The 18997-nt window shown below is 42.1% G+C and carries 20 protein-coding genes; 7 read left to right on the top strand and 13 right to left on the bottom strand.

What is annotated here, in order from left to right; all coding sequences use genetic code 11:
• Positions 1–10: 10 nt before the first annotated feature.
• Genes OFN98_RS02660 through recG form a run of 3 tightly spaced genes read left to right on the top strand, consistent with a single transcriptional unit; the run spans position 11 to position 4154 of the window.
• The gene (locus OFN98_RS02660; protein ID WP_270858835.1) at positions 11–1060 is read left to right on the top strand and encodes a dehypoxanthine futalosine cyclase; all 1050 of its coding nucleotides are present in this window, start codon (positions 11–13) and stop codon (positions 1058–1060) included.
• Positions 1057–2319, top strand: coding sequence for a M16 family metallopeptidase (locus OFN98_RS02665; protein WP_270874675.1), 1263 nt, complete (start codon positions 1057–1059; stop codon positions 2317–2319). Before OFN98_RS02660 ends, OFN98_RS02665 begins: the two co-directional genes overlap by 4 nt.
• Entirely contained in the window at positions 2316–4154 is a 1839-nt protein-coding gene (gene recG, locus OFN98_RS02670; protein ID WP_270874674.1) for an ATP-dependent DNA helicase RecG, read from the top strand. Before OFN98_RS02665 ends, recG begins: the two co-directional genes overlap by 4 nt.
• Positions 4155–4507: 353 nt before the next feature.
• On the opposite strand, the gene OFN98_RS02675 is transcribed toward recG, so the two are convergent.
• The 12 genes from OFN98_RS02675 to secA form a co-directional block, all read right to left on the bottom strand.
• Complete coding sequence (locus OFN98_RS02675; RefSeq protein WP_270874673.1) at positions 4508–5323, bottom strand: transporter substrate-binding domain-containing protein; 816 nt, start codon at positions 5321–5323, stop codon at positions 4508–4510.
• A gap of 190 nt (positions 5324–5513) precedes the next feature.
• Positions 5514–6617: a redox-regulated ATPase YchF gene (gene ychF / locus OFN98_RS02680; protein WP_270858831.1), complete on the bottom strand. Its 1104-nt coding sequence runs from the start codon at positions 6615–6617 to the stop codon at positions 5514–5516.
• Positions 6617–8080, bottom strand: coding sequence for a leucyl aminopeptidase (locus OFN98_RS02685; protein ID WP_270874672.1), 1464 nt, complete (start codon positions 8078–8080; stop codon positions 6617–6619). Before OFN98_RS02685 ends, ychF begins: the two co-directional genes overlap by 1 nt.
• Positions 8049–8672, bottom strand: a complete 624-nt coding sequence (locus tag OFN98_RS02690; protein ID WP_270867955.1) for a DedA family protein — start codon at positions 8670–8672, stop codon at positions 8049–8051. The genes OFN98_RS02685 and OFN98_RS02690 overlap by 32 nt, the downstream gene beginning before the upstream one ends.
• Before the next feature lies 1 nt (position 8673).
• Positions 8674–9237 carry an adenine phosphoribosyltransferase gene (gene apt, locus OFN98_RS02695; protein ID WP_270864995.1) on the bottom strand — a complete coding sequence of 188 codons (564 nt, stop codon included), beginning with the start codon at positions 9235–9237 and terminating at the stop codon, positions 8674–8676.
• On the bottom strand, positions 9234–9476 hold the full coding sequence (locus tag OFN98_RS02700) for a hypothetical protein (protein WP_270858827.1): 243 nt from the start codon (positions 9474–9476) through the stop codon (positions 9234–9236). The genes apt and OFN98_RS02700 overlap by 4 nt, the downstream gene beginning before the upstream one ends.
• 8 nt (positions 9477–9484) lie before the next feature.
• Positions 9485–10003 (bottom strand): RpiB/LacA/LacB family sugar-phosphate isomerase, encoded by a 519-nt coding sequence (locus tag OFN98_RS02705; protein ID WP_270874671.1) that lies wholly within the window; start codon positions 10001–10003, stop codon positions 9485–9487.
• A 9-nt stretch (positions 10004–10012) separates the two neighbouring features.
• Positions 10013–10858, bottom strand: coding sequence for a signal peptidase I (gene lepB / locus OFN98_RS02710; protein ID WP_270858825.1), 846 nt, complete (start codon positions 10856–10858; stop codon positions 10013–10015).
• Positions 10859–11713: a bifunctional methylenetetrahydrofolate dehydrogenase/methenyltetrahydrofolate cyclohydrolase FolD gene (gene folD / locus OFN98_RS02715; protein WP_270874670.1), complete on the bottom strand. Its 855-nt coding sequence runs from the start codon at positions 11711–11713 to the stop codon at positions 10859–10861.
• A gap of 125 nt (positions 11714–11838) precedes the next feature.
• Positions 11839–12042, bottom strand: a complete 204-nt coding sequence (locus OFN98_RS02720; RefSeq protein ID WP_270864991.1) for a hypothetical protein — start codon at positions 12040–12042, stop codon at positions 11839–11841.
• 24 nt (positions 12043–12066) lie between these two features.
• On the bottom strand, positions 12067–13257 hold the full coding sequence (locus OFN98_RS02725) for an ABC transporter permease (protein ID WP_270874669.1): 1191 nt from the start codon (positions 13255–13257) through the stop codon (positions 12067–12069).
• Positions 13258–13295: 38 nt separating this feature from the next.
• Positions 13296–15962, bottom strand: a complete 2667-nt coding sequence (gene secA / locus OFN98_RS02730; RefSeq protein WP_270874668.1) for a preprotein translocase subunit SecA — start codon at positions 15960–15962, stop codon at positions 13296–13298.
• A 121-nt stretch (positions 15963–16083) separates the two neighbouring features.
• Between secA and lolA the strand changes: the two genes are divergently transcribed.
• From lolA to hemC, 4 genes are read left to right on the top strand one after another with little or no spacing between them, the layout of a single operon-like run.
• The gene (gene lolA / locus OFN98_RS02735; protein WP_270874667.1) at positions 16084–16596 is read left to right on the top strand and encodes a LolA-like outer membrane lipoprotein chaperone; all 513 of its coding nucleotides are present in this window, start codon (positions 16084–16086) and stop codon (positions 16594–16596) included.
• A gap of 9 nt (positions 16597–16605) precedes the next feature.
• Positions 16606–17082: a low molecular weight protein-tyrosine-phosphatase gene (locus OFN98_RS02740; protein ID WP_270874666.1), complete on the top strand. Its 477-nt coding sequence runs from the start codon at positions 16606–16608 to the stop codon at positions 17080–17082.
• Between the two features lie 35 nt (positions 17083–17117).
• Positions 17118–17558, top strand: a complete 441-nt coding sequence (locus tag OFN98_RS02745) for an FxsA family protein (RefSeq protein ID WP_270874665.1) — start codon at positions 17118–17120, stop codon at positions 17556–17558.
• Entirely contained in the window at positions 17559–18500 is a 942-nt protein-coding gene (hemC, locus tag OFN98_RS02750; protein ID WP_270874664.1) for a hydroxymethylbilane synthase, read from the top strand.
• Between the two features lie 160 nt (positions 18501–18660).
• Here hemC and OFN98_RS02755 read toward each other — a convergent pair whose 3' ends face one another.
• Positions 18661–18801, bottom strand: a complete 141-nt coding sequence (locus tag OFN98_RS02755) for a hypothetical protein (RefSeq protein ID WP_270858815.1) — start codon at positions 18799–18801, stop codon at positions 18661–18663.
• Positions 18802–18997 lie beyond the last annotated feature (196 nt).

Consider the following 18997-nt stretch of genomic DNA (forward strand, 5'->3'; position numbering starts at 1 on the left):
AAGGTTAAATTTGAGTAGAATTACTAAATCACAGGCATTAAATTTGATAAAAAACGCCCCGCTTCACGAGCTTGGGGCTATGGCGTATGAAAAAAAGCTGCAATTGCACCCTGATAAAATCACGACTTTTGTAGTCGATCGCAACATTAACTACACAAATATCTGCTTTGTGGATTGCAAATTTTGCGCGTTTTGTCGCAAAATCAATGAAAAAGATGCTTATATTTTGAGTTTTGATGAGATTGATGCGAAAATCGATGAGCTAATCGCAATCGGCGGGACGCAAATCCTTTTCCAAGGTGGCGTTCATCCGAAACTAAAAATCGATTGGTATGAAAATTTAGTCGCTCATATAGCACAAAAATACCCGCAAATCACAATTCACGGCTTTTCTGCAATCGAAATTGATTATATCGCAAAGATTTCAAATTTAACGCACAAAGAAGTTTTATCTAGGCTTCAAGCCAAGGGGCTTTACTCAATTCCGGGAGCCGGGGCTGAGATTTTAAGCGATAGAGTAAGAGATATAATCTCGCCCAAAAAAATCGGAGCAGACACTTGGCTAAATGTCCATAAATCAGCCCACGAAATAGGCATGAAAACCACAGCCACGATGATGTTTGGCACGGTCGAAACTGACGAAGAAATTATCGAGCACTGGGAAAAACTGCGAAATCTGCAAGATATTACGGGCGGATTTAGAGCTTTTATCTCGTGGAGTTTTCAATCAGCAAACACAAAACTCATCGCCGAACACCCAGAAATCAAAAAAACAAGCTCAAATCGCTATTTAAGGCTTTTAGCCGTAGCAAGGCTGTTTTTGGATAATTTTAAAAATATCCAAAGCTCGTGGGTTACGCAAGGCAGCTACATAGGGCAACTTGCACTAAAATTTGGCGCAAATGATTTGGGATCGACCATGATGGAAGAAAATGTCGTAAAAGCCGCTGGTGCGTCCTTTCGCATGAGCGCAAACGAAATGATAAGCTTAATCAAAGACATCGGCGAAATCCCAGCCAAACGCAACACAAACTATGATATTTTGGAGATTTATAAATGATAAAAAGCGAAATTTTAGCAAAAAACACCAAAGTAGATTTTCTCACACAAATCGAAAATTCCCTGCCAGTGGCGAGTTTTAAGCTCGTTTTCAAAGCCAGTGGCGCAGTGAGCGAAAAGATAAATGGCCTAGCCAAACTCACCGCAAAAATGCTAAATGAGGGCACAAAGAGCCTAGGGGTAAATAAATTTTACGAAAAACTCGATATCTATGCGATAAATTTCGATATCGACGCAGGTTTTGAGACCTTCGTAATCGAGGTAAATTCGCTCAAAGAACACTTCGAATTTGCCCTAGAAATGCTGGATAACTTGCTAAAAGAGCCAAATTTCACAGATGAAATTTTAGATAAAATCAAAACCCAAATTTTAGGCGAAATTGATATTTTAAAGAGCGAATTTGACTATATCGCAAACCAAGGCTTGCAAAACTGCCTTTATTCGGGCACCAAACTAGCCTCCCCGCTAATCGGCGACGAGGATAGTATCGCGCAAATCAGCCTTGAAAATGTCAAGGAATTTTTCGCCTCGCTTGATCTTGCAAACGCCTATGTCCTCGTAGTGGGCGACGCGCAGGGCGCAAGCGATGAGGCTAGCCTTGTGCGCAAAAATATAACCAAAATTTTAGAGAATTTCGCCGCCACAAACGCGCGCGAACTACCAGTTTTTGCGACAAATTCTACCCCCAAATCCCAAATCATCGCCCAAAAAAGCGAGCAAGCCTATATCTATTTTGGCGCGCCATTTTACGCCGAAATCGCAGAAAAATATATCGCAAATGTGGCGCTTTTTATCCTTGGTTCGAGCGGATTTGGCTCACGCCTCATGGAAAACATCCGCGTCAAACACGGACTTGCATACTCCGTGTATGCCAGAGCGAATTTCGACCTGTCTAAGCGCGATTTTTGGGGATTTTTGCAGACCAAAAACGAAAATTTAGCCAAAGCCTACGAGCTAATCAAATCCGAAATCGCAAATTTCGTCCAAAACGGCGTTACGCAAAGCGAGCTAGAAAGTGCGAAAAAATTTATCCTAGGAAGCGCGGTTTTGCAAAAAGAGACTATGTTTAAGCGCGCAAATATCAGTGCCAACGAATACTATCAAGGCTTCGAATTTGGCGAGTTTGAGCGAAATTTAAAGCGCACAAAAAACCTAGATTTGCGAACGCTAAATGAATTTATCGCCTCGCATGCTGAAATTTTAAATTTAAGCTTTTGCGTGGTTTGCTCAGAAGTCGCAAAGTCAAATTTTAAATTATGAAATTTAGCCCCAAAGATAGCGCAACGCTCGCTAAAATCGGCGTTTTTTCACTGCTTGATTTAGCCTTGGCACTTCCAAAAAGCTATGATGATTTAAGCGTCAAAGATGAGCCAAACACCGGCGAAAACACGGTTTTGATCGAGTGCAAAACAGCAAGCCGTCGCGCCAATGGTATGCTTATCATCAGCGCATTTTGCCTAAGCTGGGAGTGCGAGATCAAAATCGTCATCTTCAACGCCAAAAGCTGGCACCACGGCGTCTTTAAAATCGGCAAGCAGATGTTTATCCACGGCAAAAGCGACAACGCTTACGGCGCGTGGCAGTTCGTAAATCCCAAAATCGTCACCAAAGTAGGCGAAATTATCCCCAAATACAAAAACGCCCTCACGGACGCCGCGACGCAAAAGCTTATTTCAAACTACATTTCCAAGCAGGCCTTGCTTGATGAGGGGCTTAGCGAAAATGAGGCTGAATTTTTAATGCAAATTCACCAAAACGACCAAAACAGCGTGCGTTTGGTGCAAAATTTAGAAGAAAACGAAAATGGGCTTGAAATTTTAAAATTCATTGAAATTTATAATTATTTAAGAAAATTAAAAGCAAAAAAAATGGATTTTAAGGCGCAAATTTACCCTTTAAACGACATTTCCTCGTGGCTTAGCACCCTGCCTTTCGCTCCCACAAACGACCAAATAAAGGCACTTGATGATATCAGAGCCGACCTATCTAGCCCACTTGCAAGGCGCAGAGTGGTAATGGGCGATGTGGGTTCGGGCAAGACGCTAATAATCCTTGGCGCAGCCTTGCTAAACTACCCACGCACCAGCTATTTAATGGTGCCAACCTCGATTTTAGCCGATCAAATTTACGCAGAAGCGGTGCGACTTTTGCCAGAGTTTATGAATATTTTGGAGGTCAAAGGCGGCGAGAAATCGCTAAATTTAGAGGGCGCGCACCTAGTCATCGGCACGCACGCCCTGCTCTATCATGATTTGACGCCCTCAAATCTCATCATGGTCGATGAACAGCACCGCTTCGGCTCAAATCAGCGCGAAAAAATCAACGCCCTCACCCAGTGTGGCGAGTATCGCGCGCACTTCGTGCAATTTAGCGCCACACCGATCCCGCGCACACTCTCGCTAATCCAATCCGAGCTTGTGAATTTTAGCTTTTTAAAGCAGATGCCTTACGAAAAACATATCCACACGCTAATCTTGCAAAATGACGGATTTGAGGGCTTTATGAGCCATTTAAAGCGCGAAATCGACAAAGGAAATCAAGCGATCATCGTCTATCCGCTCGTCGAACAATCCGAAAAGCTGATTTACCAAAGCGTCGAGGAAGCCGCGCCGTTTTGGCAGGCGAAATTCACTGGCGTGTATGTTACGCATGGGCGCGACAAGGAAAAAGAGGAAATTTTGCTGAAATTCCGTGATAATGGCTCACTGCTAATCACCACGACCGTCGTGGAAGTGGGCATTTCGTTACCAAGACTTAGCATAATTTTAATCGTCGGAGCCGAGCGCATGGGGCTAGCCTCGCTTCACCAATTGCGCGGTCGCGTGGGGCGAAACGGTGGCGAAGGCTGGTGCTATCTCTACACGAAATTAAAGCAAGCGCCAGAAAGGCTAAAAGAATTCGCGCAAACGCTAGATGGATTTAAGGTCGCAGGAATTGATCTGAAAAACCGCCAAGGCGGGGATTTGCTCGATGGCTCGGTTCAGCACGGAGCGACATTTTCGTGGTATGATTACGAAGAAGATATAACCGAACGAGCCAAAAGCAGAGCGGAAAATTTCGCCGATACACAGACGAGTAGCGAGATTAAATTTTAAAATCGGCAAATTTGCCCTGATTTGTCATTGCGAGCTTTCGTAGAAAGCGAAGCAATCCAGGGAAATTCAGATAAATTTTGATTAATTCAAATTCTCTCTAAATTTTACTGGATTGCTTCGTCGCCTTGCTCCTCGCAATGACACGGATTATAGCGTTTGGTAATTTGGCTCGTAGATTGCCACGAAACGGCTTGCGCCGTTTCTCGCAATGACAAATTAGAGATTAAAGAATTTTACCGAATTGCCTCAAAAACTTAGTTTCCTCGCAATGGCAGATTAGACAAATAAAATTTTCAGCCATAAAAAAAGGCGCCTTAAAAAAGGCGCCCAAGTATAGTATCAAAAAGCACTAATTATAGTAATGCTTCATAAATATCGTCTAGAACGAACATTTTCTCTTCTAGCTCACCACGATAGAATAGCTCGAAAGTTTGCTCATACATATCAGCAAAGAAGCCTTCTTGTGATAGAGATAGGATTTTGCTATCTACGATTTCCATTAAATCGCGGTTGCCTTTTTGAGTACCTACGCAGTTGAAAGCGATAGCTCCTATGCGTTTGATAGCAAGCTCAAATCTATCATCAACAAATGGAATAGTAGCGATTGCAGTAATTTTTCTAGCATAGCCGTCAGCTTCGCCAGCTCTTAGTTTATCCAAGCACTCTTTTGATGTAGAGCAAGGAACTTGTTGGATTTGTGGTTCTTTATTAAGAGCAGTTTCAGCTGATGTGCCTGGGACAACTAGAACTCTTCTACCTCTTAAATCGCTTAGTCTTTGGACACCCAAATCTTTTTTAGTAACAACAGCATCCATTGTTGAAAGATAAGGCATAGAAAAGTCCATTGATTTCTCGCGCTCAGGTGTTCTTGAATAATTGTGGATTAGCAAATCAACTCTGTTTTGAGTTACAGCATCCATACGCTCAGCATCTTTAACAGCGACAAATTCTACCTTACCGCCATCACCTAAAATGGCTTTTGCTAGTTCTTTTGCTAACTCAATTTCAAAACCTTGAAATTTGCCACTTTTTGAAATAGAACTCATTGGAGCATCGTGCTCACCTACACCAATTCTTAGCGTATTGCTCGCTTTGATTTGTTCTAGTGTGTTAGCACCAGAAAAAGTCACTGCGCCTGCTAATGCCAAAAGACCTAAAAACTTTTTCATTTTAACTCCTTAAAAATAAAATCAAAAAATACCTAAAAAAAGTAAATAGAAAGATAACGCGCGCCCATTTACCATAAATTTTAGATAAATTTGCAAATTTCACTTCAAAAATTTCAAGCAATTTTAATGTAAAAAAACTTAAATTTTAAGAAAAAAAATCAAAATTTGCATATTTCAAAAAAAAATTAAATTACACATTAAACCTAAAATGCATTACATCGCCATCATTTACGACATAATCCTTGCCTTCTAGACGCATTTTTCCTGCCTCTTTTGCCCTACTTTCGCCTCCATGCGCCACGAAATCATCGTAGCTAATCACCTCTGCACGGATAAAGCCACGCTCGAAATCATTATGTATCACGCTAGCTGCCTTTGGCGCTTTCCAGCCTTTGGTTATCGTCCAAGCTCTAACTTCCATAACCCCAGCGGTAAAATAGCTTATCAAATTTAGCTTCGCAAAAGATCTTCTAATGATATTATCTAGTCCGCTTTCTTCTGCGCCTAGGCTTTGAAGCATTTCGTGCGCCTCATCATCACCTAGACCGATTAACTCCTCTTCGATTTTAGCGCAAAGTTTGATAACTTCGGCATTTCGCGCATTTGCATACTCTTTTACAGCTTTTACATACTCATTATCCTGCGCTATGCCGTCCTCATCGACATTTGCGCCATAAATCACCTCTTTTGCAGAAAGCAGGCGCAACTCTTTGTTTAGGCTCGCAAACACTTCGCTGTCTTTGTCTGCGAAATTTGAAGCAGGTTTGCCTAAATTTAAATGCTCTAAAAGCTCATTTGCGAGTGCCAAGGCCTCTTTGGCGCCTTTGGCGTTTGCTTTGGCCTCTTTGTTTAGCCGCTCGATTTTTCTGCCTAGCTGCTCGATATCAGCTAAAACAAGCTCGGTTTCGATGATTTCGATATCGCGGATCGGATCGATACTGCCCTCGACATGCGTGATATTGCCGTCTTCGAAGCAACGCACTATATGCAAAATAATCTCAGCTTCACGGATATTTGAGAGAAATTTATTTCCCAAACCCTCGCCCTTGCTAGCACCCTTTACAAGTCCAGCGATATCGACAAATTCGATTGTCGAGTGCATGATACGCTCTGGATTTACGATTTTGGCTAGCTCATCAAGCCTAGTATCAGGCACTGGCACGATAGCCTTGTTTGGCTCGATTGTGCAAAATGGATAGTTTTGTGCCTGGGCATTTTGCGCCTTTGTCAAAGCATTAAAAGTGGTAGATTTGCCCACATTTGGCAAACCTACGATTCCAACAGAAAGCCCCATTAACCCCTCTTTTCTAGCTCTTTTTGCAGAGCCATTAGGTAGTATAGATTTGCTCTAACTGCCGCACCTGTCGCGCCGAATTGGTTATATCCCCACGCTTTTTCGACATAGGCTGGGCCTGCGATATCGAGGTGGAGCCATTTGTCTTTGAATTCAGGTTTGATAAATTTATCAAGGAAAAGTCCCGCCGTGGTCGTGCCACCGTATCTGCTAGACGCTGTATTTGAGACATCTGCGATATTTGATTTGATAAGTTCTCGCAAATAATCATTAAATTCTAAAATCGTGAAAAGCTCGCCACTAGCTTTGGTTAAATTTTTAAATTTTAGCTTTAACTCTTCGTTATTTCCTAAAATTCCGCTTGTGTATTCGCCAAGTCCCACTACGCAAGCCCCTGTAAGCGTCGCCATATCGATTAGCAAATCAGGGTTTAAATCCTGAGCGTAGCTTAGACAATCAGCCAGCACCAACCTACCCTCTGCGTCTGTATTTCGCACCTCGATACTCACGCCAGAGCGAGAAATTAGCACATCGTCTGGTTTGTAGGCGTTGCCACCTATCATGTTTTCGGTAGCGCCGATAATAGCGTGTATTTCAAAAGGCAAATCAAGTTCGGCAGCGCCCTTGATAATCGCCATAGCTGCAAGCGCGCCACTTTTGTCGGCTTTCATTGTCAGCATATAATCGCTCGGTTTTAGGCTAAGTCCGCCACTATCATAAGTCAAACCCTTGCCCACGAAAACAACCTTTTGAAGGCATTTTTCAGGTTTGTAGGTAAGGTGGATTAGGCGCGGGCGATGAGCCGAGGCGCGATTAACAGCCAAAAACGCGTTCATTTTCTCTTCTTCCAAAAATCTCTCATCATACACAGCTACGCTGACATCATCGTAGTTTGAAGCCAAAATTTCAGCCTCGTCCGCCATTTTGTGCGGAGTGTAAATTTCAGGGATTTCATTGACGCCGTTTTTGGCGAAATTCGCCGCGTCCGCCATAATAGTGCCAAATTTCACGCCACGACCAGCTTTATTTGCTTCTAGCGTAGAGCCTGTGTATGTGTCGCTAGCGATAAAAATTTCATTTAGAGTGTAGGATTTTTTTTCGCTTTTGTATTTGTTAAACTCATACGCGCCCAGCACTGCGCCCTCAGCCATAGCCATTGCGCTTTTTTTCGTGCAACCACAATCATAAAATGCGATTTTAAAATTTGAAATTTTAAGATTTTTTAGCGTGTTGTATGCCTGTGCCACACCCACTCTCACGCGGTCGTATTCTAGGGCTTTTATGCCTACATATAGCCTTTTTTGCTCGCTTAAAAGCAAATTTCCCTCGCCTTTGTAATCAAAAAAATCAAATTTATCGCCGTCTTTGACAAAGCGGTGAGCTGTGTCGCCACCGACGATAAAAATCACCTCAAAATCCGCATTTATCGCGTCAAAATTTTGATTCAATAATGTTACTTTCATCTCTATCCTTTCTTAAATTTATAAAATGATTTTCTAATCTTGCAAAAATTTTATAAAACCCAAAGACAATTCCAGCAATCAGCGGTATCGCAAAATACCAGTATTGCTCGATCAAATTTATCGCTTGCCAAATTTGCTTGCCGAAATACCACGCAGGTATCATCGTCATACTCGCCCACGCAACCGCGCTTATAAAATTTATAAATGCAAATTTTTTGGCACTATAACGGGTAATGCCGATACTCATCGGAATTATCATACGAAGCCCATACATATATCGCTGGATAAATATCAAAATCCAGCCCCAACGCTGTAAAAGCAGGTGCGCGATAGCAAATTTGCGGCGTTGGGTGGCTAATTTTTTGCTAATGTAGTTTTTATTATACCTGCCGATATAAAAATAAAATTGATCGCCAGCAAACGCCCCACACGCCGCGACAAAAATACCAAGCGGTAAATTTATATGCCCCTCGTGCGCCAAAATCCCGCCCAAAACTAGCGCGATTTCGCCCTCTAATGCGCACCACGCAAAAAGCACAATATAAGCGTATTGATGATACTGGGTTAGAATTTCTTTGAGCGTTTCTTCCAAACTAAGCCTCTAAAACACAATAAACTTTCGTTCTTGCTTCAAATTCGCCCAGATCGTTTAATGCGCGCAAATTTAGCAAAAAGCACGCTTCCACGCAATCAGCATTTGTTTGTGCGATCAAATCAAGCGCGGCTTTGGCAGTACCACCAGTAGCGATTAAATCGTCGATTAAAAGCACTCTGGCTTTGCGGTTTTGCGCGTTTGCGACTGCGTCAAAGGCATCGACATGCATTTCGACCTGATCGAAGCCGTATTCGAGAGAGTATTTTTGCGAAATGGTGATATATGGAAGTTTTTTTGGTTTGCGAATCGGCACGAAAGCCAAATTTAGCCTAGCCGCAAGTGCCGCACCAAAGATAAATCCCCTGCTCTCAATCCCTACGATATAATCAAGCTCGTAATCCTTGTAGCGATCTACGAGATGATCTAGCAAAAAGCTAAATGCCTTTTTATCGCCCAAAAGCGTCGTTACATCGTAAAACAAAATCCCAGGTTTAGGGAAATCCTCGATAGTCCTTAATGATTTAAAAAGATAAGCTTTATCATCATTGCTTAAAGTTTTCATCCTCTATCCTTTAATAATTTTGCATTTTGCAATCTTAAATTTAACTTTTCTGCTTCGTCGCTTTGCAAGGCCTGTATGCTGAGCTCCAACGCAGATTTTAGCTTTTCTTGATTTTCTTTTAGTTTTGAAATTTCGTCTTCGCATTTTGCCAATTTATCGTAAATTTTCATATTTTTACGGATCGAAAGCACCAACAATACAGCCAAAACAAAGCTTAAAATTTCAAAAACTACTATCATATCTCGCCCTATTTTGCGCTCATATCGCAGGCAATCACGCCTAGCTTATTCACGCGTCTTTCGTGTCTGCCGCCGCTAAAATTTGTGCTAAAAAATGTCTTTATCATATCCTCAATCTCGGCGATTCCTAGCACTCTTGCGCCAAATGCAAGCACATTTGCGTTATTATGCTCCCTGCAAAGCCTAGCAGTTAAGCTATCGTGGCAAAGCGCGCAACGAATATGTGCGTGGCGATTTGCCGCAATCGAAATTCCAATGCCTGTGCCACAAATTAAAATTCCATAAATTCCAAATTTTGTGCTATCTTCGCTGTTTTGCTCGCCATTTGCGCTAGCTAAATTTTTGCTTTCAATCAAAATTTTATCAGCCAAAATTTTCGCGAAATCAGGATAATCCACGCTGATATTTTCGTCATTTGTGCCCAAATCTTCGAACTCATAGCCCAAATTTGCGATTATTTTTTTGACCTCTTCCTTCACAGACGGCGAAGCGTGATCGCCCGCAATAAAAACCTTTTTTACCTGCATATTTTCCCTTTATTTTTGTTCATAAATCAAGCTCTCGTCGCTTTGAAGCGTGTCGATGAAGCGCCCTATTCTCTCCCAGCGGATTTTTTTATCCGGGTCGATACTAAAATAAGTAAACCACGGCTTACCTACGATTAGGCGATACGGCACGGTGCCCCAATACCTGCTATCACCTGAGTTGTTGCGGTTATCGCCAATCATAAAAAACTCATCTTGCGGAACTTTGATATAAAATGCGTTAAATTTCACACTGCCGTATTCATAGACCTTCTCGCTCTCAGCCACCATTATAGGGCGCATTGCTAGGCTTTTGCGCTCTAAATTTCCAAGCATACTTGCCCGCATGGCGTTTCTAAAATGCGGATTGTAGTTTATGCCTTTGAATTTATACGGCTCTTTTACATATTTTTGTCCGTTTAAGATGACAATATCGCTTTTATCGTAGTTTTGCTCTATAAATTCATCGCCTTCGTTTGGTCTGAGGTAGAAATTATCTAAATCAAAAATCACTTCATCTCCACCAACGGCGAAATTTCGCTTGACATAGTGAATTTTCTCATCTTTTGGATAGCGAAATACCACGATATCCCCACGCTGTGGGCGTTTGCCTTGGATTAAATGTCCGTCTCCGTCGCTATCAGGGGCTACTGGAACCTCGATAAATGGGATATGAGGAGTTGGGATTCCGTAGCTAAATTTTTTCACAAACAAAAAATCGCCCTCCAAAAGCGTAACTCTCATCGATCCGCTTGGAATCACAAAAGCTTGCGCCACAAAAAGTATAATAAAAAGCACAATGCAAATCGTGCCAACCCAGCTAGATGAAAAGCGATAAAGCGAACCTAAAAATTTCATTTATTTGCTTCTTTTTAGGCGGTTGCGCGCCGATGTGATTGTGTTTTGAAGTAGCATTGCGATTGTCATAGGACCCACACCACCAGGAACTGGCGTGATAAACGAGCATTTAGGCGCGACTGCGTCGAAATCCACATCGCCAGTTAATTTGCCGTTTTCTAGGCGGTTTATGCCTACATCAATGACCACTGCGCCATCTTTTACCATGTCAGGGGTTACGAAATTTGGCTTTCCAATCGCTGCGACTAAGATATCAGCCTGCGAGCAAATTTCGGCTAAATTTTTGGTGCGAGAGTGTGTGATAGTAACGGTAGAATTCGCGTTTAAAAGCAAATTTGCCATAGGTTTGCCGACTATATTGCTTCTGCCAATTACCACAGCGTTTGCGCCGTTTGTTTCTATGCCGTATTCAGCCAAAAGTCGCATAATGCCAAGTGGCGTGCATGGCACAAAAGTCTCTAATCCGCTAACTAACCTGCCGACATTTACAGCGTGAAATCCATCGACATCTTTGCTAGGATCGATTTTTTCTAAAATTTTATTTGTATCAATGTGTTTTGGAAGTGGAAGTTGGACAAGTATGCCATCGACATTTTCATCAGCATTAAGCTCATCAATTAGCTCTAATAGCGCAGTTTCGGTAGTTTGCGCGCTTAGATGATATGGGTAAGAATTTATCCCGCACGCTACGCACGCCTTTTCTTTGCTAGCCACATAAGTAGCACTAGCCTTGTCCTCGCCCACCAAAATCACCGCAAGCCCCGGAGTTACGCCCTTCGCACTAAGCCCTGCGGCTGCGATTTTTACCTCTTCTTTGACCTTTGCGCTTATCGCTTTTCCGTCGATTAAAGTCATAAAAAACCTTTAAATAAAAATTTAAGCTTCAATTTTACCTTAAATTTAATAAAAATCAGATTTATTTTTGGGCTAAATTTGGGAATTTTAAGTGGAAATGGTAGTTAAAAAACTACCATTGAAATTTATCTTTTTATATTTTTGTTTGCTTCTTGGGCTTTGATTACAGCGTCCATGCAGCCTGTGGTGCAACCAGCGCTATTTTGATTGAAATTTGGCTCGATTTTTTTCTGCTCGATTGGCGTGCTCTCGCTCACGCCCGGCTCTTTCGTGCCAGCACAACCGATAAAAAACCCAGCCACTAGGGCGCATAAAATTAACTTTTTCATAAATTCTCCTTTATTAAATTTAAATTATTCATTACGCAAAGTTTGCAAAACATCGACTTCGGTGGCCTTTTTGGCTGGATACCACGATGAGAGCGCTACTATTATCACAGCTCCTACCACGGTAGAAATCAAATCGCCAAATGATAGCTCCATAGGCAGTTTGCTGCTTCCATAAACATCGGCTGGCAGGTCGATGATATCGAAGTTTCCAAGCAACCAAACCCCAAAAAGTCCCAAAATAAGACCAAAGATTATTCCACTTCCGCCAATCGTCGCCCCAAGCGAGAAAAATGTCTTTTTCACCTCTTTTTTGCTCGCTCCAAGGCTAAGCAAAAGCGCGATTTCTTGGCGACGATTCATCACGGTCATCAAAAGCGAACTAACGATATTTAAGCTAGCCACTAAGATTATTAGCAAAAGCACCAAAAAAAGCGCCCGTTTTTCAAGCGCAAGGGCTGAGAAAAAGTTGCCGTTTTGTTGCCACCAGCCAACAGCGCGCGCGCTCGGCGGGAGATTTTCTTTTATGATTTCTAAATCCTTAAATGGATCGTCTGAGAAAACATGCACCCCGTCATATCGCCCCTCGTCATAGCCCAAAATTTTCGCCAAATCGCCCACGCTCGCGTAAGAATATGCCTTGTCATAAGCAATCAAACCAGAATCAAAGCTAGCGCGCACCTCAAATCGCTTCATTTTAGGAATCAGCGCAAATCCGCCTGGGTCGTTTTTGGTAAAAATCATTGTGATTTTATCGCCCATATCTAGCATAAATTCGTCCTTTATGCCCTTACCGACCATAATGCCAAATTCGCTCAAATTCGCGTCTTTCGCCCCCTGTGCAACGACTGAGTTTATTTGAATTTCATCAGCCAAATTTACGCCAAAGATTATTCCACCCTCTAATCTATCGCCGTTTTTGGCGATGACTTGCGAGCTGATATATGGGCTAAATTTTAAATTTGGGAAATCACCCTTTAAAATTTCGACATCATCGTTTGTGATACCGCCACGAAATTGGCTGTGTATCGTGATAGGATAGTTCATCGTAAAGAGTTTGCGTTGAAATTCTTTATCGAAACCGTTCATTATCGCCATTGCGATGATTAGCACCATTAGTCCGATACTCACGCCCAAAAACGCCAAAATCGCAGAAAGCGTGATAAATGGCTGGGATTTGTCGAAACGCAAATATTTAAAAAGTAGATATTTTATCAAAGTCTGCCCTGTGAATTTTGAAATTAGGCGTTTGCAAGTTACCTTGCAAAACCGCCTTTTTTAGGGCCACCTTTACCGTGGCAGTCTTTGTATTTTTTACCGCTTCCGCATGGACATGGGTCATTTCGTTTAGGTTTTTTCGCGCCTAGCGAAAATTCGCTATTTTCTGTGCTTTGATTTTCACTCGATTTTGAATTTTCGCTTGAATTTGAAATTTCATCTTCATTTGTGTTAGCTTCGTTTATTTCGTCCTGCGCTTCGCTACGCATTTGCTCTTGCATAGCCTCTCTTTCGGCGTCGATTTCTTCTTGGGTTTTGAAGCGAATTAGTTGCAAGGTGCGGATACTATCGCTTTTTAGGCGCAAAACAAGCTCCATAAAGAGATTGTAGCTTTCTTTTTTATACTCGGTTAGCGGGTCTTTGTGATTGTATCCCCTTAGTCCAATGCCCGTTTTTAGGGTATCCATTTGGTATAAATGCTCACGCCAATCGCGATCTACGATTTGTAGATAAAGCATTTTTTCGATCTCTTTGCGCTGAGCCTGATCGATTTGGCTCATTTTTTCCTCGTAAGAGTTTTGAAGTTGCTCTACAATCACGCTTTTTAGCTCGCCATAATCATTAGCATTTTTCAAATTCGCCTCATTTAGCGTTTCGCCAGTATCGTTTAAAATGCGGTTTATTATCGCCTCATAATCGAATTTTTCCTTCTCATCTCCGTCGAAAATCTCCAAATCATCTAGCACGCTTGCGATATACTCTTCGCGGTTTTGCAAAATTTTGTCTTTTAGGTCAAATTCTTTATCCAAAAGCTCGTTTCGGTATTTATAAATCGTCTTTCTCTGCTCGTTTGCGACATCGTCGTATTCTAGGATATGTTTTCTGGCCTCGAAATGCAGGCTCTCGACCTTTTTTTGCGCATTTTCTACGGCACGAGAGACCATTTTCGACTCGATATGTTCGCCATCTTGCAAACCCAAACGCTCCATTATATTTTTAATCTTATCGCTACCAAAAATTCGAAGCAAATTATCCTCTAAACTTAGATAAAATCTACTCTCGCCCGGATCTCCCTGACGACCTGAGCGACCACGGAGCTGGTTGTCGATACGGCGGCTTTCGTGGCGTTCTGTGCCTAGGATATAAAGCCCCCCAAGCTCCCTGACTTCATCATTTATGCGGATATCTACACCACGACCTGCCATATTTGTAGCGATTGTTACAGCACCTTTTGCACCGGCTTCGGCGATGATTTGTGCCTCTTTTTCGTGGTTTTTAGCATTTAGCACAGAGTGAGCGATTTTTTCTTTAACCAAAAGTTCGTGCAAAAGCTCTGATTTTTCGATCGACGCGGTGCCGACTAAGACTGGCTGACCTTTTTTGTTTAGCCTTTTTACTTCCTCGATTACGGCGTTAAATTTCTCGCGCTCTGTTTTGTAAATCAAATCATTTTGATCTAGTCTTTGCACTGGGATATTTGTAGGGATTGAAACGACCTCTAATTTATAAATTTGAGAAAACTCAGTCGCCTCGGTCTGGGCTGTGCCGGTCATGCCTGCTAGTTTTTCATACATTCTAAAATAGTTTTGAAATGTAATATCAGCTAGGGTTTGGCTCTCTTCTTGGATTTGCACGCCCTCTTTGGCTTCTAGTGCTTGGTGCAAGCCCTCGCTAAAACGACGCCCCTCGCTTAGTCTGCCTGTAAATTCATCTACGATGATAATCTGTCCGTCACGCACGACATAATTGACATCTTTTTTAAATATATAATTTGCTTTTAATGCTTGGTCTAAATAGTGGCTTAAAACGGCGTTTTCAAGCTTATATAGGTTATCTACGCCAAAGAGTTTTTCAGCCTTTGCGATACCTGCTTCGGTAATTAGCACGCTTTTGTTTTTTTCATCTAGGATAAAATCGCCAGTCGGTTTTCCTTTTGGATCATCTGGCGCCTGGCCTTGCACCATTTGTTTGGCTACTTCATTTGCTTTGACATAGCCATCAAGTGTGCGGTTTGTAGGGCCTGAGATGATTAGTGGAGTTCTAGCCTCGTCGATTAAAATACTATCGACTTCATCGACGATTACGAAATGATGACCTCTTTGCACTTTATCTTCGCTGCTAAATTTCATATTATCACGCAAATAATCAAAGCCAAATTCGTTGTTTGTGCCGTAAGTTATGTCGCAAGCGTAAGCCTCTTTGCGCTTAGTATCGTTATACTCGCCGCCGACTACTACACCAACGCTAAGTCCTAAGAAATTATACAAAACGCCCATTTGCTCGGCGTCGCGTTTGGCTAGGTAGTCATTGACCGTCACGACATGCACGCCCTTGCCACTCATAGCGTTTAAAACCACAGGAAGAGTTGCAACCAGCGTCTTTCCCTCGCCTGTTTTCATCTCAGCTATCGCGCCGTCGTTTAAAACCATACCGCCGATTAGCTGGACATCGAAATGGCGCATATTTAGCACCCTTTTTGAGGCCTCTCTGACGATAGCAAAAACATCATACAAAATTTTATCAGTTGTCGTTTCGCCCTTTTGAATTTGCTCTTTAAGTGCGTTAAATTCAGCCTTTAACGCCTCGTCATCGAGTGCTTCGTATTTTTTTTCTAGCGCGTTTATCTCTTTTGCGCGTTTTGCGTATTGTTTGACTACACGATTGTTTTTCGTGCCAAAAATCCCTCTAACTACTCTTTTAAACATTTCAAACCTTCATTTTAAAATTTTAACCGAACATATTACCATATTTTTAGTTTTTATTTAATTAAACTTAATAAAAACAGCTATAATAACGCAAAATTTTAAATTTAAAGAGGTTTGAGATATGAAAAAATCTGTTTTTGCATTGGCACTTTGCGCTTCGTTTTCGCTCGCAAATCCGCTCGAATTCGACACTCTAAGCGCAAATTTCACCCAAAGCGTCCAAAGCGAAGACGCCAAAATCAACTACACAGGCGATTTTAGCGCGACCAAAGAGCATGCTGTGTGGCACTACATAAGCCCTACGAAAAAAAATATATTTTTTAGCTTCACAAAGGTTACGGTCATCGAGCCTGATTTGGAGCAAGCTATCATCACAAATATCAAAGAAACGCCGAATTTAGTGGCGATTTTATCTGGCGCGAAACAAAACAAATCAGGCGCTTACGAAGCCGAGCTTGACGGCGTGAAATACTTCATCACTACCCAAAACGACGCCCCTAGCCAGATCTCATACACCGACAAACTCGATAACAAGGTCGTGATAAATCTGCAAAGCGTGCGCAAAAACGAGAAAATAGACGAAAAAATTTTCGCGCCAAATATCCCTAATCACTACGACATAATCACGCAATAAAGGGCAGAAATGAGAATTTTATTCGTTTGTCACGGAAATATTTGTCGCTCTCCAATGGCGCAGGCCGTCATGGAAAATTTAGTAAAAATTCGCGGTTTGCAAGATAAAATTCATTGTGATTCCAAAGCCACTCACACCGATGAAATCGGCTCTGCGCCCTACTACGAAACCAAGCGAGTATTACGCGAAAAGGCTGTGCCTCTTATGACTCATGTTGCCACGCAAATCACAAAAGCTGATCTTGAAAAATTTGATTTGATTTTGTGTATGGACGAAGAAAATATGCGCTCATTAGCCCGAATTTTTGGGCTAAATTCGCCAAAAGTAAAATTCTTGCTCGAATTTGCGGTAGGCCAAAACGCGCCAAAATCGCAAAAAATCATCGCAGATCCATACTACACGCGCGATTTTGAGAGCTGTTATGACGATATCGCTAAATCGTGCGAAGCGCTAATGCAAAAAATAGAAAATTTAGAAAGCTTTTGATAAAATTGGCGCTTTAAATTTCAGCAAGGATAGAAATGTTTAGGTTTTTGATACTTCCGTATTTGGTGCTAGAAATGATAATCACATACCATTTTTTGCATGCAAACGGATTTGTGATTTTTGTCATCGAAGTCCTTGCCAGCACGATTTTGGGGCTATTTTTGATGACAAAACGCCCAATAGTAAATTTGGCAAATTTCGCCCGTATCACGCCAAAATATATTTTGAGTGAATTTGGCTTTGTCGCGGCTGGTTTTGCGCTATGTGTGCCACTCATACTTAGCGATATTTTGGGCGTTTGCTTGCTTGTAGCGGCGGTGATTTTATACCTGAAAAACCCCGCTTCCAAAAACGACACATTTTATCGAAACAGCAGCGATTATAGCGCGCAAAACAGCACCCATTACAGACCCAAAAACCACGCAAACGACGATATAATCGACGCTGAAATTATCGAAGAGAAAAAAGGAGAATAAATGCAAAATTTAATCATAGCCACCCGCGGAAGCGTGCTAGCTTTGTGGCAAAGCGAACACATAAAATCGCTAATCGAGCAAAAACACGGAGTTAAGGTCGAGCTAAAAAGCATGAAAACCAAGGGCGATAAAATTTTAGATACACCGCTTGCAAAAATCGGTGGCAAGGGGCTATTTACCAAAGAACTCGAAGAGTGTATGCTCCGAGGCGAAGCCCACCTAGCCGTGCATAGCCTAAAAGATGTGCCAGTTGTGTTTCCTGAGGGTCTAGTTTTGGCTGCAATCGGTGCTAGGGAGGACGAAAGGGACGCGATGATTAGCGAAAAATACGCTAAATTTAGCGACCTGCCAAATGGCGCTAAAATCGGCACCACAAGCCTTCGCCGCAAAATGCAACTTCTAAAAATGCGCCCTGATTTAGAGATTATTTCGCTTCGCGGAAATGTCCAAACACGCCTCAAAAAGCTAAAAGACGGCGAATTTGACGCGATAATTTTGGCAATGGCTGGGATAAATAGGCTAAATTTAAGAGCCGAAGTGGCGTATGTTTATACCTTCGAGCTCGATGAAATGGTGCCTGCAATGGGTCAAGGCGCACTTGGGATTGAGTGTGCCGACAAAAAAGAGTTGCTTGAAATTTTAGAGTTTATAAACGACGAAAATAGCGTCATTGCCACGAGTTTAGAACGCGCATTTGTGGAGCGTTTGGAGGGCGGTTGCCAAGTGCCAATCGGCGTAAATGCGCAAATCTCAGATGATAGCGTGATCGTGCGCGCGGTCGTGGGGCTACCTGATGGAAGCGAGTTTATCGAGGATAAACTAATCGTAGCACGAGATGGCGTAAATGCCACAAAAGCGCAAGAAATCGGCGCAGATTTTGCCGATAAATTTATCGCCAAAGGGGCAAAAGAACTTCTAGCCCGCGCCGAAGCGATGGCGTAAATTTGCCTTTTATGCCTTGCAGTGGCGCAAATTTACCATTGCAGGGCATTAATCTACAAAATTTTAAAATTTCAAATTCCACGAAACATTAAGCTTGAATTTTATTTTTGGATAATTTGCGCTTATTTCAAAGAACTCATCGAAAGGCTAAAACAAGTTTTTACTCGCTACAACCGCCCAAAAGAGCCAAAAAGCCTAAAATCGACCAGCCAGTCGGCAAATCAAAAAACCTTTTTCCCACCCATGAAATTAAGCCGATTATGATAAACACATATAAAAGTCCTAGCGCGACATTTTCCATAAATTTGCCTTTGTATGATGAATTTGCTCTGCTTTGGCTACGCCTTTGCTTTGCTTATTTAGATTATATAAAATTTAAATCTAAGAGCGGTAGGACTCGCACCTACAATACGCAATCTTATCCTGCTTTTAAAGGGATTGCCCGGACTACTATGTTACCGCCATCAACTCTTAGATTTTAAAAGAGCTAGCCAAGC

It is taken from the genome of Campylobacter sp. JMF_15 NE4 (genome assembly GCF_027737645.1).
Taxonomy (GTDB): domain Bacteria; phylum Campylobacterota; class Campylobacteria; order Campylobacterales; family Campylobacteraceae; genus Campylobacter_B.

What these genes read in the sequence shown, in the direction of transcription:
- apt (WP_270864995.1), bottom strand. Translation starts at nt 9,237, where the DNA reads ATGAAAACTTTAAGCAATGATGATAAAGCTTATCTTTTTAAATCATTA.
- hemC (WP_270874664.1), top strand. Translation starts at nt 17,559, where the DNA reads ATGCAAAATTTAATCATAGCCACCCGCGGAAGCGTGCTAGCTTTGTGG.
- OFN98_RS02685 (WP_270874672.1), bottom strand. Translation starts at nt 8,080, where the DNA reads ATGAAAGTAACATTATTGAATCAAAATTTTGACGCGATAAATGCGGAT.
- OFN98_RS02665 (WP_270874675.1), top strand. Translation starts at nt 1,057, where the DNA reads ATGATAAAAAGCGAAATTTTAGCAAAAAACACCAAAGTAGATTTTCTC.
- ychF (WP_270858831.1), bottom strand. Translation starts at nt 6,617, where the DNA reads ATGGGGCTTTCTGTTGGAATCGTAGGTTTGCCAAATGTGGGCAAATCT.
- OFN98_RS02675 (WP_270874673.1), bottom strand. Translation starts at nt 5,323, where the DNA reads ATGAAAAAGTTTTTAGGTCTTTTGGCATTAGCAGGCGCAGTGACTTTT.
- secA (WP_270874668.1), bottom strand. Translation starts at nt 15,962, where the DNA reads ATGTTTAAAAGAGTAGTTAGAGGGATTTTTGGCACGAAAAACAATCGT.
- OFN98_RS02720 (WP_270864991.1), bottom strand. Translation starts at nt 12,042, where the DNA reads ATGAAAAAGTTAATTTTATGCGCCCTAGTGGCTGGGTTTTTTATCGGT.
- folD (WP_270874670.1), bottom strand. Translation starts at nt 11,713, where the DNA reads ATGACTTTAATCGACGGAAAAGCGATAAGCGCAAAGGTCAAAGAAGAG.
- OFN98_RS02740 (WP_270874666.1), top strand. Translation starts at nt 16,606, where the DNA reads ATGAGAATTTTATTCGTTTGTCACGGAAATATTTGTCGCTCTCCAATG.
- OFN98_RS02755 (WP_270858815.1), bottom strand. Translation starts at nt 18,801, where the DNA reads ATGGAAAATGTCGCGCTAGGACTTTTATATGTGTTTATCATAATCGGC.
- OFN98_RS02705 (WP_270874671.1), bottom strand. Translation starts at nt 10,003, where the DNA reads ATGCAGGTAAAAAAGGTTTTTATTGCGGGCGATCACGCTTCGCCGTCT.
- OFN98_RS02745 (WP_270874665.1), top strand. Translation starts at nt 17,118, where the DNA reads ATGTTTAGGTTTTTGATACTTCCGTATTTGGTGCTAGAAATGATAATC.
- OFN98_RS02700 (WP_270858827.1), bottom strand. Translation starts at nt 9,476, where the DNA reads ATGATAGTAGTTTTTGAAATTTTAAGCTTTGTTTTGGCTGTATTGTTG.
- lolA (WP_270874667.1), top strand. Translation starts at nt 16,084, where the DNA reads ATGAAAAAATCTGTTTTTGCATTGGCACTTTGCGCTTCGTTTTCGCTC.
- recG (WP_270874674.1), top strand. Translation starts at nt 2,316, where the DNA reads ATGAAATTTAGCCCCAAAGATAGCGCAACGCTCGCTAAAATCGGCGTT.
- lepB (WP_270858825.1), bottom strand. Translation starts at nt 10,858, where the DNA reads ATGAAATTTTTAGGTTCGCTTTATCGCTTTTCATCTAGCTGGGTTGGC.